The organism is Pseudacidovorax sp. NFM-22 (assembly GCF_021401245.1).
Classification (GTDB): Bacteria; Pseudomonadota; Gammaproteobacteria; order Burkholderiales; family Burkholderiaceae_C; genus Xenophilus.
This window is the reverse complement of record NZ_JACBFY010000004.1, coordinates 87,939-102,655: the sequence shown is the minus strand read 5'-3', so window position 1 is coordinate 102,655 and position 14,717 is coordinate 87,939. Positions and strand designations below refer to the sequence as shown.

12 protein-coding genes are annotated in these 14,717 nt (G+C 70.1%); 9 read left to right on the top strand and 3 right to left on the bottom strand.

Annotated elements, in window-relative coordinates; all coding sequences use genetic code 11:
• The first annotated feature begins 64 nt into the window (after positions 1-64).
• A complete protein-coding gene (locus L0984_RS15330) occupies positions 65-985 on the top strand; it encodes a LysR family transcriptional regulator (RefSeq protein WP_234194498.1) in 921 nt (306 codons plus the stop codon).
• 10 nt (positions 986-995) lie between these two features.
• On the opposite strand, the gene L0984_RS15325 is transcribed toward L0984_RS15330, so the two are convergent.
• Positions 996-1,733: a GntR family transcriptional regulator gene (locus tag L0984_RS15325; protein WP_234194497.1), complete on the bottom strand. Its 738-nt coding sequence runs from the start codon at positions 1,731-1,733 to the stop codon at positions 996-998.
• Between the two features lie 282 nt (positions 1,734-2,015).
• On the opposite strand from L0984_RS15325, the gene L0984_RS15320 reads away from it, so the two are divergent.
• The 7 genes from L0984_RS15320 (at position 2,016) to L0984_RS15290 (ending at position 9,831) form a co-directional block, all read left to right on the top strand.
• The gene (locus tag L0984_RS15320; protein ID WP_234194496.1) at positions 2,016-3,356 is read left to right on the top strand and encodes an aromatic ring-hydroxylating dioxygenase subunit alpha; all 1,341 of its coding nucleotides are present in this window, start codon (positions 2,016-2,018) and stop codon (positions 3,354-3,356) included.
• 5 nt (positions 3,357-3,361) lie between these two features.
• Positions 3,362-4,801 carry a glutamine synthetase family protein gene (locus L0984_RS15315; RefSeq protein WP_234194495.1) on the top strand — a complete coding sequence of 480 codons (1,440 nt, stop codon included), beginning with the start codon at positions 3,362-3,364 and terminating at the stop codon, positions 4,799-4,801.
• A 261-nt stretch (positions 4,802-5,062) separates the two neighbouring features.
• Positions 5,063-6,253 carry an ABC transporter substrate-binding protein gene (locus tag L0984_RS15310; protein ID WP_234194494.1) on the top strand — a complete coding sequence of 397 codons (1,191 nt, stop codon included), beginning with the start codon at positions 5,063-5,065 and terminating at the stop codon, positions 6,251-6,253.
• A 34-nt stretch (positions 6,254-6,287) separates the two neighbouring features.
• Positions 6,288-7,151, top strand: coding sequence for a branched-chain amino acid ABC transporter permease (locus L0984_RS15305; RefSeq protein ID WP_234194493.1), 864 nt, complete (start codon positions 6,288-6,290; stop codon positions 7,149-7,151).
• Positions 7,148-8,176, top strand: coding sequence for a branched-chain amino acid ABC transporter permease (locus L0984_RS15300; protein WP_234194492.1), 1,029 nt, complete (start codon positions 7,148-7,150; stop codon positions 8,174-8,176). Before L0984_RS15305 ends, L0984_RS15300 begins: the two co-directional genes overlap by 4 nt.
• A 136-nt stretch (positions 8,177-8,312) precedes the next feature.
• Positions 8,313-9,110 (top strand): ABC transporter ATP-binding protein, encoded by a 798-nt coding sequence (locus L0984_RS15295; protein WP_234194491.1) that lies wholly within the window; start codon positions 8,313-8,315, stop codon positions 9,108-9,110.
• Positions 9,103-9,831 carry an ABC transporter ATP-binding protein gene (locus tag L0984_RS15290; RefSeq protein ID WP_234194490.1) on the top strand — a complete coding sequence of 243 codons (729 nt, stop codon included), beginning with the start codon at positions 9,103-9,105 and terminating at the stop codon, positions 9,829-9,831. Before L0984_RS15295 ends, L0984_RS15290 begins: the two co-directional genes overlap by 8 nt.
• 7 nt (positions 9,832-9,838) lie before the next feature.
• On the opposite strand, the gene L0984_RS15285 is transcribed toward L0984_RS15290, so the two are convergent.
• Entirely contained in the window at positions 9,839-10,723 is an 885-nt protein-coding gene (locus L0984_RS15285; RefSeq protein ID WP_255697445.1) for a LysR family transcriptional regulator, read from the bottom strand.
• 149 nt (positions 10,724-10,872) lie between these two features.
• Here L0984_RS15285 and L0984_RS15280 point away from each other — a divergent pair, with 149 nt between their 5' ends.
• Positions 10,873-12,360 (top strand): nucleobase:cation symporter-2 family protein, encoded by a 1,488-nt coding sequence (locus tag L0984_RS15280; RefSeq protein WP_234194489.1) that lies wholly within the window; start codon positions 10,873-10,875, stop codon positions 12,358-12,360.
• A gap of 120 nt (positions 12,361-12,480) precedes the next feature.
• Here L0984_RS15280 and L0984_RS15275 read toward each other — a convergent pair whose 3' ends face one another.
• Positions 12,481-14,589 carry a TonB-dependent receptor domain-containing protein gene (locus tag L0984_RS15275; protein WP_370646046.1) on the bottom strand — a complete coding sequence of 703 codons (2,109 nt, stop codon included), beginning with the start codon at positions 14,587-14,589 and terminating at the stop codon, positions 12,481-12,483.
• Positions 14,590-14,717: the final 128 nt, after the last annotated feature.

Sequence of the window (14,717 nt, the reverse complement as noted above, 5' to 3'; positions counted from 1 at the left end):
TTCATGGGGCCATCAAGACTTCTGATAATCGGCCACTTCCCATCGCCTTGCCCGTTCCACGCTGGTGCAGCCCTCCCCCACCCTCAACGCCCTCAGCCTGCGGCAGATGCGCGCCTTTGCCGCCGTCGCCCGCGCGGGCAGCTTCACGGCGGCGGCGCGGCAGCTGCACCTCACGCAGTCGGCCGTCAGCATGCTGGTGCAGCAGCTGGAAGAGGCGCTGGGCCTGCCGCTCTTCGACCGGGGCCAGAGCGTGACGCTGACCGAGGCCGGCCGCCAGCTGCTGCCGCTGGCCCGACGCATCCTGGACGACCTGCAGCAGATGGCGGAGGGTGCCTCGGACCTGCGCTCGCTGCGCACCGGCCTTCTGCGCGTGGTGGCGCCGCAGATGCTGGCCTGCACCTGGGTGGCGGCCGTGCTGGGCGAGTTCGAGGCGGCGCACCCCGAGATCGGCCTGCGCATGGCCGACGCCACGGCCGATGCGGTGGTGGGCACCGTGCGCCGTGGCGATGCCGAACTGGGCGTGGGCCCCGAGCGGCCCACCGGCGAGGACGTGGCCCGCACCTTCCTGATGGACGTGCCGATCCGCCTGGTCTGCGCCGCCGGCCATCCGCTGGCCGGACGCAAGGCCGTGGCGTGGGACGAGCTGCGCCACGAGCGCTGGGTGCTCTATTCGAGCGAGTTCAACCGCCACCTGGAGCGGCACCTGCATGCGCACGATGCCTCGCTCTCGCTGCAGACCGCCGCCGAGGTGGAGTACCTGACCACCGCCCTGGCGCTGGTCGGCGTGGGCACCGGGCTGGCGGCGGTGCCGGACTATGCGCGGTCCTTCGCCGACAACTTCGGCCTGCGCTTCATCGAGCTGCGGGGGCCGGAGATGCGGCGGCCCTACTACATCTACCAGCGCCGCGGGCTGGCGCTGTCGCCACCGGCGCAGGCCTTCGTGGCGCTGCTGCAGCAGCGGGCGGCGCGGGCCGCCGCAGGCTGAACGACGGTCTTCAGCTCCGGCCGCGGCTGCCGGCCACGAGGCGCATGCCCGGCATCAGCTGCGCCGCGAGGTCGGGCCGCTCCAGTGCGTAGTCCAGGTTCATGCGGGCGATCTCCACATGCTCCTCGCCCAGCGCCTGGGCACGCGAGCCCTGGCCGCGCTCGATGGCCTGCACGAGGGCATGGTGGGTGCGGTGGGCCTGGCGCATCCACTGCTGGCCCTCTTCCATCGAGGACTGCATGGGCAGCATGGCGCTGGGCGCGGCAAAGGGCTGACTGGCCAGCATCTCCAGCGTGCGCAGCACGGCCGCATTGCCGCAGCCTTCGAGGATCAGGCGGTGGAAGCGGTCGTTCATCTCCACATAGGCGGCGTAGTCGTCCAGCTCCATGGTGGGCTTGTTGACGGCGCGGTCGCCTTCGTCGAGGCAGTCGTGCAGTTGGCGCAGCAGCTGGCGCGAGGCGCCGTCCTCCGCCAGCAGGCGGGCCGCGAAGCCCTCGATCACGCCGCGCACGCGGATGGCGTCGGCAATCTCGCGCGAGGTGAAGGCCCGCATCTGGTAGCCGCCCGAGGGCGAGGGCTCGATCAGCCCTTCATGCTCCAGGCTCGCCAGCGCCAGCCGAACCGGCGTGCGCGAGGCGCCCAGGCGCTCCGAGAGCGGGATCTCCGCCAGGCGCTCGCCCGGGCCGAATTCGCCCTTGAGGATCATGTCCCGGAGTTGGACGAGCACGCGTGATTGTTGGGAGTCCATGGCGCAGTTCCGAAGCTGCGGCGGATTCTAGGCGCCGGCGTGCAGCGGCATGCCCATGACGCACCTTGGCGCGCAAGTTGCATGCAGAAGGAGGATCGCCTCGGCGACGGCACCGATGCCCGGCGCTGGTGCATTCCCTCGCTCCATCCTCACCAACAAAGGGAAAAATGGTCCGGCATCTTGCAGCCAGGCCGGACACCCGCCATTGACGGAACACAAGGTTCGACCCGACACTGCATGCAATTGCATACAACGAAGTGCAGACCTTCGATGGAGTAGCCCATGATCACCCAGGAACAGAACGACTTCATGACCCGCGTCGCCCCCGGCAAGCCGGCCGGCGAACTGCTGCGGCGCTACTGGCAGCCCGTCGCGCTGCTGGAAGAGCTGGACGGCCCGCGCCCGCTCAAGGCCGTCAAGCTGATGGGCCAGGACTTCGTGCTCTTCCGCGACGAGACCGGCCGCCTGGGCCTGCTGGACCGCGACTGTCCGCACCGCGGCGCCGACCTCGCCTTCGGCCGGCTGGAGGACGGCGGCCTGCGCTGCCCCTTCCACGGCTGGCTGTTCGACGCCACCGGCCAGTGCCTGGAAACGCCCGCCGAACCCGTGGGCAGCAAGATGTGCACGCGCATCAAACAGGGCGCCTACCCGGTGGTGGAGCGCTCGGGCATCGTCTTCGCGTACATCGGCCCCGGCGAGCCGCCGGCCTTTCCGGAGTTCGACTGCTTCGTCGCGCCCGGCACGCACACCTTCGCCTTCAAGGGCCTGTGGGAATGCAACTGGCTGCAGGCACTGGAGGTGGGCATGGACCCGGCCCATGCCTCCTTCCTGCATCGCTTCTTCGAGGACGAGGACACGTCCGAGAGCTACGGCAAGCAGTTCCGCGGCGCCTCGGCCGACTCCGACCTGCCCATCACCAAGGTGCTGCGCGAATACGACCGGCCCGAGATCGCCGTCGAGCCCACCGAATACGGCATGCGCCTGACCACGCTGCGCAAGCTCGATGAAAAGGCCACCCATGTGCGCGTGACCAACGTGATGTTCCCGCAGGCCTTCGTGATCCCGATGAGCGCCGAGATGACCATCACCCAGTGGCACGTGCCGGTGGACGACACCCACACCTACTGGTACGCCATCTTCACCAGCTTCACCGGCCCGGTGGACAAGCAGCAGATGCGCGACCAGCGCCTGGCCACCATCGAGCTGCCCGACTACGTCTCGCGGCGCAACAAGTCCAACCAGTACGGCTACGACGTGCAGGAGCAGGCCAGCCAGACCTTCACCGGCATGGGCATGGACATCAACGTGCACGACCAGTGGGCCTGCGAGTCGCAGGGCCCCATCCAGGACCGCACCCGCGAGCACCTGGGCGCCACCGACAAGGGCATCATCACCTTCCGCCGCATGCTGGTGCGCGCCATCGAGAGCGTGCAGCGCGGCGAGCGCGAGGCGCCGCTGCTCATCGGCGCCGACCAGGCCGCCGCCTTCAGCGGCCCGCCTTCCATCGACGGCGTGAACGACCGCGGCAGCGACAACGACGCCTACTGGCGCGAGGCCGACCGCGAGCGCCGCCTCAAGAGCAGCTGGGCCGCCGCCCGGCTGACCACCGGCAAGGCAGGCTGAACGACATGGCGAGCTTCGTGGACCGCCACGGCCTGTGGACCGACGAGCAGGCCCGCCAGGCCGCCGAGCTGGACCGGCGCCTGGCCAGCGGCGAGGTGGACGTGGTGCGCTTCGCCTGGCCCGACCAGCACGGCCTGCTGCGCGGCAAGACCCTGGTGGCCAGCGAGGCTCGCAGCGCGCTGCGCGGCGGCGTCAACCTGACGACCACCCTGCTGGCCAAGGACACCTCGCACAAGACCGTGTTTCCGGTCTTCAGCGCCGGCGGCGGCTTCGCCCTGCCCGGGCTGCAGGGCGGCGCCGACTTCACGCTGGTGGCCGACCCGGGCACCTTCCGCATCCTGCCCTGGGCGAAGAAGACCGGCTGGGTGCTGTGCGATGCCTACATGGCCGACGGCAGCCCCTGTCCCTTCGCCACGCGGCGCATCCTGCAGAAGGCGGTGGATGAACTCGGCCGCGAGGGGCTGGACTTCGTCGCCGGGCTGGAGGTGGAGTTCCACGTCTTCCAGCTCGACGATGCGCGCATGGGCCTGGCCGATTCGGGCCAGCCGGGCGAGCCGCCGCGCGTGTCGCTGCTGTCGCACGGCCACCAGTACCTCACCGAGCTGCGCTACGACCGCGTCGATGCGGTGATGCAGGTGCTGCACGACCAGCTCATCGCGCTGGGCCTGCCGCTGCGCTCGCTGGAGATCGAGTTCGGCCCCAGCCAGTTCGAGCTGACCTTCGGCCCGACCGTGGGCCTGATGCCGGCCGACACCATGGTGCTGCTGCGCAGCGCCATCAAGCAGATCTGCCAGCGGCAGGGCTGGCACGCCACCTTCATGTGCCGGCCGAAGATCCCGAACGTGATGTCCAGCGGCTGGCACCTGCACCAGTCGCTGCGGCGGCGCGGCGATGGCGCCAACGCCTTCATCCCGGAGGAAGGCGCGGCCGACCTGAGCCCGCTGGGCCTGCACTGGCTGGCTGGCCTCAAGGCCCATGCGGTGGGCGCCTCGGTGCTGGCCTGCCCCACCATCAACGGCTACCGGCGCTACCGGCCTTTCTCGCTGGCGCCCGACCGGGCCATCTGGGCGCGCGACAACCGCGGCGCCATGCTGCGCGTGCTGGGTGGCCCGGGCGATGCCGGCACCCGCATCGAGAACCGCGTGGGCGAGCCCGCGGCCAATCCCTACCTGTACCTGGCCTCGCAGATCCATGCCGGCCTCGATGGCATGATCCGCCGCCTCGACCCCGGCCCCAGCGCCGACGCCCCCTACGAGACGCCGGCCGAGCCGCTGCCCCGCTCGCTGGGCGACGCGCTGGCCGCGCTGCAGGCCGACGAGGTGCTGGTCGAGCGCTTCGGCCGCACCTTCGTGGACTACTACTGCCACATCAAGCAGGCGGAGATCGCGCGGTTCAACCTGGAGGTGAGCGAGTGGGAGCACCGCGAATATTTCGACATGTACTGACAGCCGCCACCGCTTGAAGCGTTGACCCCGACTCGCTCGCTCACTTCGCCGCGCCACCACCACTCAGAACAACGCCGATCAGTGAGCCCGTTCGCCCTGAGCTTGTCGAAGGGCTTGGACACGCACATGCCCAGGCTTCGACAGGCTCAGCCCGAACGGGCTTTGATTCACTGGCCGGCATTGCTCCGGGGACGGCACCGGCAGCATGAGCTTCGGCCTGCACCTTGCTTTCTGCCTTTCTGTAATCACGAGGAACCTGCGATGACCGTCACCAAGAGAAGCGCCCTGGGCGCGATTGCCGTTGCCTGCCTGGGCCTGATGGGCGCTGCCGCGCAGGCGGCGGAGCCGCTGCGCATCGGGCTGATCGCCACCTACTCGGGGCCCTATGCCGACTACGGCCGTCAGTTCGACGCGGGCGTGGCGCTCTACCTCAAGGAGCACGGCGGCAAGATCGCCGGACGGCCGGTGGAGATCGTCAAGAAGGACACGGCTGGCCCCGCGCCCGATGCCGCCAAGCGCATCGCGCAGGAGCTGATCGTGCGCGACAAGGTCAGCGTGCTCACCGGCCTGGACTTCAGCCCCAACGCCTACGCCGTGGGCGCCGTGGCGGCGCAGGCCAAGGTGCCGGTGGTGGTGATGAATGCCGCCTCGTCGGGCATCACCACCAGCTCGCCCTATGTGGCGCGCGTCTCCTTCACCGTGCAGCAAATGGCCGACCCCATGGCCCGCTGGATGCTCAAGAACGGCGTCAAGGAGGCCTACACCGTGGTGGCCGACTATGCCTCGGGCACCGACGCCGAGACGGCCTTCAAGAAGGCCTTCACCGAAGGCGGCGGCAAGGTGGTGGGCGAAGTGCGCACGCCCATGAACAACCCCGACTTCTCGGCCTACGTGCAGCGCATCAAGGACGCCAAGCCGCAGGCCGTGTTCTTCTTCTTTCCCTCGGGCGTGATGCCGCCGGCCTTCCTCAAGGTCTGGAAGGAGCGCGGCATGGAAGAAGCCGGCATCAAGCTCTACGCCACCGGCGAGGCCACCGACGACAGCTATCTGCAGGCCACCGGCGACGTGGCCCTGGGCCTGGTGACGGCGCACCACTACTCCTACGCCCACAAGTCGGCCAAGAACGAGAAGTTCGTGAAGGACTTCGTGGCCGAGTTCGGCACCCAGCTGCGTCCGAGCTACTTCGCCACCACCGCCTACGACGCCATGACCGCCATCGAGCTGGCCTACAAGAAGGCCGGTGCCGAAGCCTCGGGCGACAAGGTGATGGAAGCCCTCAAGGGCGTCGCCTTCGAAAGCCCGCGCGGCCCGATCGAGATCGACCCGGCCACGCGCGACATCGTGCAGACGGTCTACATCCGCAAGGTCGAGAAGACCAAGGACGGCCAGCTGGTCAACGTGGAGTTCGACAAGTTCGACCGCGTGAAGGACCCGGCCAAGGAAGCCAAGTAAGGCGGGCCGGCGGCGCGCGGAGGAACAGCGGCAGATGGCGGTCGTGCTTTTCGACGGGGTGGCCTACGGCATGCTCCTCTTCCTGATGGCGGTGGGGCTGTCCGTGACCATGGGGCTGATGAACTTCGTCAACCTGGCGCACGGCAGTTTCGCCATGGCCGGCGGCTATGCGGCGGCGGTGCTGATGAATGCCCACGGCGTGGGCTTCGGCCTGGCGCTGCTGGCGGCCTTCGTGGCCTCGGCGCTGCTGGGCGCGGTGCTGGAATGGCTGCTGTACCGGCGGCTCTACCGCGCGCATCCGTTGGACCAGGTGCTGCTGTCCATCGGCCTGGTGTTCGTCTCCATCGCGGCCTTCACCTGGCTCTTCGGGCCCACGCTGCAGCCCTTCACCCTGCCCGGCTGGTTGCAGGGCCAGGTCGAGGTGGCGGGCGTGGGGCTGGGCCGCTACCGCCTGTTCCTGATCGGCTGCGGCCTGGCCGTGCTGGCCGCGCTGCTGTTGGCGCTGGGCCGCACCCGCTACGGCGCCATGGTGCGCGCGGCGGTGGACAACCAGCGCGTGGCGGCCGGCACGGGCATCCATGTGCAGCGGCTCTTCCTGCTGACCTTCTCGCTGGGCTGCGGGCTGGCCGGCCTGGGCGGCGCGCTGAGCCTGGGCGTGCTGGGGCTGGAGCCGGGCTTCGCGCTGAAGTACCTCGTGTACTTCCTGCTGGTGGTGTGCGTGGGCGGTGCCGGCACCATCACCGGCCCCTTCGCCGCCGCATTGCTGGTGGGCATCGTGGATGTGGCCGGCAAGTACTACCTGCCGCAGACCGGGGCCTTCCTGATCTACGGCGTGATGATCGTGATGCTGCTGCTGCGCCCGCACGGCCTGGTGGTGCGCAAGGGAGTGACGGCATGAGCGGCACCGCACGCACAACCGGCCTGCAAGCCGGACATCCTTCGGGCGGGGCGCATCCGGTGAAGACGCCGCGCCGCCAGATCGCCGCCGAAGTCGCCTTCTGGGCGGCCCTGGCCGGCAGCTTCTTCCTGATGCCCGAGCAGCTCACGCTGATGAGCCAGGTGCTGATCTTCGGCCTCTTCGCCGTGTCGCTGGACATGGCGCTGGGCTATGCGGGCATCCTCACGGTGGGCCATGCCGCCTTCTTCGGCGCCGGCGCCTATGCGGCGGGCCTGCTGGCCAAGCATGGCTGGGGCGAGCCGATCAGCGGACTGGCCGTGGCACTCGCGGTGGGCCTGGCGCTGGGCTGGCTGCTGAGCTGGCTGGTGGTGCGCGGCACCGACCTGGCGCGGCTCATGATCACCATCGCCGTCTGCGTGCTGCTGTACGAGCTGGCCAATCGCCTGTCGGCCATCACCGGCGGCACCGACGGCCTGCAAGGGATGGCGGTATCGCCGCTGCTGGGCCGCTTCGAGTTCGACTTCTTCGGCCGCACGGCCTTCATCTACAGCTTCGTGGTGGTGCTGGGCGTCTTCCTGGTGGTGCGGCGGGTGCTGCGCTCGCCCTTCGGCATGGCGCTGCGCGGCATCCACGACAACCGCAAGCGCATGCTGGCGCTGGGCACGCCGGTGGATGCGCGGCTGCGCATGGCCTATGCCTTCTCGGCCGGCGTGGCGGCCGTCGCCGGTGCGCTGCTGGCGCATACCACGCAGTTCGTCGGCATCGAGTCCATCGGCTTCAACCGCTCAGCCGAGGTGCTGATCATCCTGGTGCTGGGCGGCACCGGGCGGCTCTACGGCGGCATGCTGGGCGCGGTGGTCTACATGCTGGTGCACGACCGCTTTGCGGACATGAATCCGCAGTACTGGATGTTCTGGCTGGGGCTGTTCCTGATCGGCGCCGTGCTGGTGGGGCGCGGGGGGCTGATGGGTCTGCTGGCGCGGCTGACGCAAGGCCGGCGCCGGGATGCGGGGGGTGCGGCGTGAGCAGGACCTGCAACTTCAAATCCGTTCACCCTGAGCCTGTCGAAGGGCAGAACGGCGCGAGCGCCATGATCGTGACCCGGCTTCGACAGGCTCAGCCCGAACGGCTTGTGGGCCATCGACCCGAGGGGAGTTCGCCATGACTGGCCCCGTTCTGCTCAGCACCCACGACCTCAGCGTCCGCTTCGGCGCCTTCCAGGCCGTGTCCGGTGTGAACCTGTCGCTCGCCGCCGGCGACCGCCATGCGCTGATCGGCCCCAACGGTGCCGGCAAGACCACGCTCATCAACCTGCTGACCGGCGTGCTCAAGCCCTCGCAAGGCCGCGTACAACTGGACGGGCAGGACGTGACCGCCTGGTCCTCCGATGCGCGGGTGCGCCGCGGGCTGGCGCGCACCTTCCAGATCAACGCCCTCTTCCCGCGGCTGACGCCGATGGAATCGGTGCTGCTGGCCCTGGCCGAGCGCGAGCGCATCGGCGCCGTGTGGTGGAAGCCCGTCGCCCGCTATCGACCGCTGCACGACGAGGCCGAGCGCCTGCTGGCCCTGCTGCGCCTCGGCGACCTGGCCCATGTGCCGGTGGCCGAACTCGCCTACGGCAAGCAGCGCCTGCTGGAGATCGCCCTGGCCATGGCCACCCGGCCACGCGTGCTGCTGCTGGACGAGCCCGCCGCCGGCGTGCCCAAGGACGAGAGCGGCGAGATCTTCGATGCCGTCGCCGCCCTGCCCGCCGACGTGGCGGTGCTGTTCATCGAACACGACATGCAACTCGTCTTCCGCTTCGCCCGCCGCATCTCGGTGCTGGTGGCCGGCCAACTGCTGACCGAAGGCAGCCCGGCCGAGATCGCCGCCGACCCGCGGGTGCGCGAGGTGTACCTGGGCCGGGCCCACGCGCGGCTGCCCGTCGCGCAGCACGCGCCGGAGGCCGTCCATGGCTGAAGCAGCGCCGCAGCTCGAATTCGATGGTGTGGTCGCCGGCTACGGCCAGGCGGTGGTCCTCGACCGGCTGAGCTTTTCGCTCGCGCCCGGCCGCAGCCTGGCGATCCTGGGCCGCAACGGCGTGGGCAAGACCACGCTGCTGGAGACGCTGATGGGCCACACGCGCGTGACGCGCGGCGCCATCCGCTGGCAGGGCCAGGACATCACGCGCTGGGCGCCGCACCGCCGCGCCCGCGCCGGCCTGGGCTGGGTGCCGCAGGAACGCGAGGTCTTTCCCTCACTCACCGTCGAGGAGAACCTGCGCGTGATCGCGCGGCCTGGCGCGTGGACGCTGGCGCGCGTCTACGGTCTCTTCCCGCGCCTGCACGAGCGGCGCGGCAACCAGGGCCATCAGCTCTCCGGCGGCGAGCAGCAGATGCTGGCCATCGGCCGGGCGCTGATGACCAACCCGTCGCTGCTGCTGCTGGACGAACCGATGGAAGGCCTGGCGCCCATCGTGGTGGAAGAGCTGGCCGCCGCCATCCGCCAGCTGTGCGAAGGCGAAGGCCTGGCGTCGGTGGTGGTGGAGCAGCACCCGGTGCTGGCGCTGGAGATGACGCACGAGGCCATCGTGCTGGAGCGCGGCACCGTGGTCCACGCCGGCCCGAGCGCCGCGCTGGCGCAGGATGCGGCGCTGCTGGAAGGGCTGTTGGGCGTGGGCATCGCCGCGGAAGACGCCTGAGGCCGGCTCAGAGCCGCGCCCCGGTCGCCGCCATCAGTTGCTCGCGGAAGGCCGCCACCGCCGGTGACGGCGAATGGGCCGGCGCCCTCAGCAGCGTGAGCATGCGCGCCACCTGCGGCCGGCCCACGGTGCGCACCTCCAGCCCATGCCACACCGCCAGCGGCCGCAGCGCCATCGTCACCACGGCCACACCCAGCCCTTCGCGGGCCAGGCCCATCATGGTCCAGGGCAGCGCGATCTCGAAGGCATAGTCCAGCGCGATGCCGCGGGCGGCCAGCTTTTCCTCAAGCAGCGTGCGAACCGGGTTGCCGGGCAGGTAGCCGATCACCGGCGACCGCGCCAGCTGCGACCACTCCAGCGACCGGCGCGCGGCCAGCGGATGGTCGGGCGCCATCACCGCGACGAACTCGTCCGACTGCAGGGGCGAGGCCACCAGGTCGGTGCGGGCATCGGTCTGCGTGGCGATGCCCAGGTCGGCGGCGCCGCTGCGCACCAGGGCATGCACTTCGTGCTCGGGCACATCGTGCAGCACCACCCGCACGCCGGGATGCGACTCGCCGAAGGCGCGGATCACCGGCGGCAGCAGCAGCGCGCACTGCGCATTGGGCGCCGCCACCGCCACCCGGCCACGGGCGAAGCGGCCGAAGTCCTGCGCATCGGCCACCAGGTGGTCCCAGTCGGCCACCAGCCGGCGCGCGGCCGGCAGCAGCGCGGCGCCGGCATCGCTCATGCGGCAGGCGCGGGTGTGGCGGTCGAACAGGCGCGCGCCCAGTTCCCGCTCCAGCTTGCCCAGTGCCGCGCTCAGCGAGGACTGCGACATGCCCAGGCGCTCCGCCGCCCGCGTGAAGTGACCGCTTTCGGCCACAGCCAGGAAAACCCTGAGCTCCGGCAAGGAAGACTTGATTGCCAAGGGAAACCGCCCTTTCCGCGCCCATTGATCGGCAGACGCGATTGAATTATCGGATTGACCGTCTTTGACGATTTTTGGCTTTCTCTATGCTTCGCGCCAGCCCCCACGTTGAGGGCGAGGAGTCCGTGCCCATGAGTTCGTCTGCTTCGTTGTCCGTCCACCCCGTCGACCAGAAGCTGCCCAGTGGCAAGCTGGCCGCGCTGGGCCTGCAGCATGTGCTGGTGATGTATGCCGGCGCCGTCGCCGTGCCGCTGATCGTGGGCCGTGCGCTCAAGCTCAGCCCGCAGGAGGTGGCGCTGCTGATCTCGGCCGACCTGTTCTGCTGCGGCCTGGTCACGCTGATCCAGGCATTGGGCGCCACGCAGTGGTTCGGCATCCGCCTGCCGGTGATGATGGGCGTGACCTTCGCCTCGGTGGCGCCGATGGTGGCCATCGCCAACGGCAACCCGGGCCAGGCCGGGGCGCAGTTGCTCTTCGGTTCGATCATCGGCGCGGGCATCGTCTCGATCCTGATCGCGCCGCTGGTCAGCCGCATGCTGCGCTTCTTTCCGCCGGTGGTGACCGGCACCATCATCGCGGTCATCGGCATCACGCTGATGCGCGTGGGCATCAACTGGATCTTCGGCAACCCGGTGGGCCCGACGGCTCCGGCCGTGGTGGACCCGGCCTATGCCAAGTGGCTGGCCGATGTCACGTCGCCCGGCTCCTCGCTGCCACCGGCGCCCAAGGGCATCGCGCTGATGCCCACGGTGCCCAACCCCAAGTACGCGGACCTGTCCGGCGTGGGCATCTCGGCGCTGGTGCTGGTGTCCATCCTGCTCATCGTGAAGTTCGCCAAGGGCTTCGTCGCCAACATCTCGGTGCTGCTGGGCATCGTCATCGGGGCCATCGCGGCGGCGGCCATGGGCCTGATGACCTTCGACAAGGTGGCCAAGGCCGCCTGGGTAGACGTGGTGCTGCCCTTCCACTTCGGCATGCCCATCTTCGACCCGGTGCTGATCTTCACCATGACGCTGGTGATGATCGTGGTGATGATCGAGTCGACCGGCATGTTCCTCGCACTGGGCGAGATGACCGACCGCCAGGTGAGCCAGCAGGACCTGGCGCGCGGCCTGCGCACCGACGGCCTGGGCACGCTGATCGGCGGCATCTTCAACACCTTCCCGTACACCAGCTTCTCGCAGAACGTGGGCCTGGTGGCCGTGACGGGCGTGAAGAGCCGCTTCGTCTGCGTGGCCGGCGGGGTGATCCTGATCGTGCTGGGCCTGCTGCCCAAGATGGCGGCGCTGGTGGAGTCGCTGCCCACGGTGGTGCTGGGCGGCGCGGGCCTGGTGATGTTCGGCATGGTGCTGGCCACCGGCATCCGCATCCTGAGCGGCGTGGACTTCAAGACCAACCGCCACAACGCGATGATCGTGGCCGTCTCCATCGGCATCGGCATGATTCCGCTGCTGGCGCCCAACTTCAAGCAGTGGATGCCGCACGGCATCCACCCGCTGATCGAGTCGGGCATCCTGCTGACCTCGATCACGGCGGTGGTGCTGAACCTGTTCCTGAACGGCGCGCGGCATGACGAAGCGGCGAGCATCGCCGCGGCGCGGCAGGCGGAGGCGCACTGATCGGCGGTCCTTCCCTGCGCTCCCGATGAAGAAAGCCGCCGGGTCGCCCCGGCGGCTTTCTTCTTTTTGCGGGCAGATCGGCTGCGGCGCTCCTGCCGAAGCGCTGCGTGAACCGCCGCGTCAGAAGCTGTAGGTCCCGCCCATCCCCACCGTCCACGTCCGCCCCGGCGCCGGCTCGAAATAGCGCGCATTGCCTTCGTTGACGATCACCGAGCCGGCATAGCGCCGGTCGAACAGGTTGTCGATGCGGACGAAGGCGTTCAGGTCCCAGCGACCGAGCTTGAGCACGTAACCCGCGTGGATGGCCGCCACCGCATAGCCCGGCGCCCGCGCGGTGTTCAGGTCATTGGCCCAGACCTTGGCGACGGCGCGCAACTCGGCGCCCGCGCGCCAGCCCTGCGGCGGCATCCAGCCGTAGGCCGCATACAGCGACTGACTGGCCACGCCGGGAAGGCGACGGCCGACCGGCACGAGGTTGGCAGCGCTGCAGGGAGAGGGCGTGCAGAAGGCGTCCTGGTAGCGCGCGTCGAGCCAGGTGTAGGCCAGCTGCGTGCGCCAGTGGTTCTCGGTCTCGTGCTGCCAGCCGAGTTCGACGCCCTTGCGCTCGGTGCGCCCGGCATTGCGGAAGGTGGAGCGGCCGCCGACGTTGGTGTCGGTGACGATCTCATCCTTCGTGCGGGTCTGGAACAGCGCCGCCGTGAGCATGCCACCGGCCAGCCGGGCCTTGGCGCCCAACTCGACGTTGTCGCTCACCGACGGACGCAGACCGAAGTTGAGGCCGCCCACGCCGTCCGACCGGTACGAGAGCTCATTGAGCGTCGGCGTCTCGAAGCCGCGGCCGGCCGACACATACAGCGCCAGGTCGCGCATCGGCGTCCAGCGCAGCGAGGCCACGGGCAGCGTGCGGCTGTAGGTGGCGGTGCCGCTGTCGTCGCCATTGGCCGCCGTGATGTAGCGGTCCTGCGAATCGAAGTGCACGCGGCTGCGACGCACGCCGAATTCGGCCGACCAGTCGGGCGCGAAGCGCCAGGTGGCCTGGGCATAGGGATCGACGTTGAACACCTCGTTGCGCTCGTTGCGGCGCAGCCGGCCCTGCACGCCCAGCAGGGGCTGCGCGGCGCTGCCCAGGTAGTTTTCGTAGCCGCGGCGCCATTCGCGCAGGCTGTCGTAGCCCAGGCCGGCGACCAGCTCGAAGGGCCGGCCAGCGAGGTCGAACTTGCCCGTCCAGCGCAGGTCGGCGCCGGCATAGTGGCGGTCCAGGTCGATGACACCGCCCGCATGGCGCGGGTTCTGCTGCGCCGAGGGCGGGATCGACTGGTACTGCGTGGTGCCGCGCTCGCCGCCGTAGAGCATCACCCGTAGCGACTGCTGCGCGCCCAGCGGCTGCTCGAACACCGCGCCGGCCTGGCTCTGGGTCACCGTCTTGCGGGTGTCGTACTGCGTCGCCAGATCCGCGCTGCGCGGCGCGGTGGCGAACTGCTGCGCCGTGAGACCCAGCGGATCCTGCGCATCGAGCGTGACGCGGTTGAACACCAGCGTGAGCTTGCCGCCCTGGTCGAGGTCGATGCCCACGCGGCCGTTGGCCAGGTCGCGCTGCGCGGCCGAATGCGCGCGCCAGCCATCGGTCGAATAGCGGCTGGCACTCAGCCGCCAGTCGACGGCGCCCTGCTTGCCGCTGCCGACCAGGCCTGTGCGCCAGGTGCCGTTGCTGCCGCCGGCCACGCTGTACGACAGGCTGGCCGGTGCCTCGCCCGGCGCCGTGAAGGCCTGCACCACGCCGCCGGACGAATTGCCGTACAGGGCCGAGAACGGCCCGCGCAGCACGTCGATGCGCTCCAGCGAGGCGATGTCGATGTTGGAGGTCTGGCCCTGGCCGTCGGGCAGCGTGGCGGGAATGCCGTCCACATACAGCCGCACGCCGCGCACGCCGAAGGTGGAGCGGGCGCCGAAGCCGCGGATGGACAGTTGCAGGTCCTGCGCGAAGTTCTGCCGGTCGCGGATCTGCAGGCCGGGCACGGCACCCAGACCTTCGCTCAGCTGCGCGCCCAGCCGGTTGTCGCGCAGATCGGCGCCCTCGACGCGATCCACCGAGCCCGGCACGGCAAAGACCGGCTGCGAGCCGCTGGGCGTGCTCACCGTCACCTCGGGCAGTTGCCCGGCCACCGACACCTGCGCGGCGGCCACCCCCGCCTGGGCCGTCGCCACCACCACCCCCACCGTCTTCGCCATGCGCCATGTATTCATGGGCGGGCATTCTGCGGGAGGCCGACGCCCGGCCGCGTCGGTGCAGGCGCCTATTGCCGTGCCCGGTCGACCGTGGGACGCAATGGCACGCGCGACGGTGGCGCAGCCGCAGC